Annotated in this window: 1 pseudogene; it reads left to right on the top strand. The window is 59.3% G+C overall.

Annotated elements, in window-relative coordinates:
* Positions 1-533 precede the first annotated feature (533 nt).
* Positions 534-1,954 (top strand): annotated as a pseudogene (locus tag KGB27_RS31295) (amino acid permease).
* Positions 1,955-2,200 lie beyond the last annotated feature (246 nt).

Raw genomic sequence — 2,200 nt, 5'->3', positions numbered from 1 at the left:
TCCGGAGGAGCCGGCTTGCTGGCGATGGCGATTTCACGGACGCCATCGCCAGCAAGCCGGCTCCTACAGGGGGGAGGTGACTCCCACATTTTGGACAGTGTCCCCGATCCGTAGGAGCCGGCTTGCCGGCGATGGCGGTTTCACGGGCGCCATCGCCGGCAAGCCAGCTCCTACAGGAGGGCCGTACTAGAGCCATCGCCACGTAAATGCTGCCTAGGTAGGGGCATGACGATGCACCAATGCTGTGCAATACTCCGCGCCGCTTTAGCGGTAAAAATTCCTACAAAAAGTCAGGTAATGCGCCTCCAAAAACCGCGTTTTCTCCGAGATTTCTCGCTGAATATTGTGGATTGTAGAGTGAAATATCCTGCTGGAAGCTTTTTAGACTGCACGTCCCGCTGATCTTGGAGGGTTTTGCCCTGCAGGACGGTTCTGCCCACGAAGCAGGTCCGGTTTCAGGCAAGCAATGGCTTATCGGTCAGCGCTTCGACACTCGGTGGTCATATCCAATAACAAGACGAGGTTGTACCCCTATGCCAGTCGGCAATCATCTGCCTCACGGCGAGACCGCTCAGGGCGGCCCGCTTAAACGCGAACTCGGCGAACGGCATATTCGCTTGATGGCACTCGGTGCCTGTATCGGTGTCGGTCTGTTTCTCGGTTCGGCCAAGGCCATCGAAATGGCTGGCCCAGCCATCATGCTGTCCTACATCATCGGCGGTCTGGCGATCCTGGTGATCATGCGCGCCCTCGGCGAAATGGCTGTGCACAACCCGGTCGCCGGCTCCTTCAGCCGTTATGCCCAAGACTACCTTGGCCCGTTGGCGGGCTTCCTGACTGGCTGGAACTATTGGTTCCTGTGGCTGGTGACTTGTGTCGCGGAAATCACCGCAGTGGCGGTGTACATGGGCGTCTGGTTTCCCGAGGTCCCGCGCTGGATCTGGGCACTTGCCGCGTTGGTCAGCATGGGCTCGATCAACCTGATCGCAGTAAAAGCCTTCGGTGAATTCGAATTCTGGTTCGCCCTGATCAAGATCGTCACCATCATTGCGATGGTGATCGGCGGCGTCGGTGTGATCGCGTTCGGTTTCGGTAACGACGGCGTGGCGTTGGGGATTTCCAATCTCTGGGCTCACGGCGGCTTCATGCCGAACGGCGTGCAAGGCGTGTTGATGTCCCTGCAAATGGTGATGTTCGCCTACCTCGGCGTCGAGATGATCGGCCTGACCGCCGGTGAAGCGAAGAACCCGCAGAAGACCATTCCCAACGCGATCGGCTCGGTGTTCTGGCGGATTCTGCTGTTCTACGTCGGCGCGCTGTTTGTGATTCTGTCGATCTACCCGTGGAATGAAATCGGCACCCAGGGCAGTCCGTTCGTGATGACCTTTGAGCGTCTGGGCATCAAGACCGCCGCTGGCATCATCAATTTCGTGGTGATCACCGCTGCACTGTCGTCCTGCAACGGCGGCATTTTCAGTACGGGGCGCATGCTCTACAGCCTGGCGCAGAATGGCCAGGCTCCGGCCGGTTTTGCCAAGACGTCGAACAACGGGGTGCCGCGTCGCGCGCTGTTGCTGTCGATTTTCGCCTTGTTGCTGGGGGTGCTGCTTAATTATCTGGTGCCTGAAAAGGTTTTCGTTTGGGTGACGGCCATTGCTACTTTCGGCGCGATCTGGACCTGGGTGATGATCCTGCTGGCCCAGCTCAAGTTTCGTAGAGGCCTGAGCGCCAGCGAACGGGCCGGGTTGAAATACAAGATGTGGTTGTACCCGGTGAGTTCGTATCTGGCACTGGCGTTTTGGTGTTGGTGGTTGGGTTGATGGCGTACTTCCCGGACACTCGGGTGGCGCTGTATGTGGGGCCGGCGTTTTTGGTGCTGCTGACGGTGTTGTTTTATGTGTTCAAGTTGCAGCCGACTGGTGTGTCGCAAGGTGCGGTGCGTTCGGCTTCATAGGGGGGGGCAGATCCGTTGCTGCGGTGACGGCGGCTGGCGGTTTCGCCCTTACGGCGAGTCCCTTTTCCAAACGCCGAAAAGGAACCAAAAGGCTTTGCCCCTGACGTACGGTGGCTCGCTAATGCTCGCCATGCCCTCGCTCCGGTCCTGCTCCGTGGGCCCGCCGCCATCGGCCATCCATGGCCGGGGGCGGCTAACCCGGCATCCATGCCGGGTTGCCCACTGCGCAGAACCTCCACTCGGCCT

The sequence above is a fragment of the Pseudomonas sp. BF-R-01 genome (assembly GCF_019946615.1).
GTDB classification, from domain to species: domain Bacteria; phylum Pseudomonadota; class Gammaproteobacteria; order Pseudomonadales; family Pseudomonadaceae; genus Aquipseudomonas; species Aquipseudomonas migulae.
This window is presented reverse-complemented; position numbering and strand designations above follow the sequence as displayed.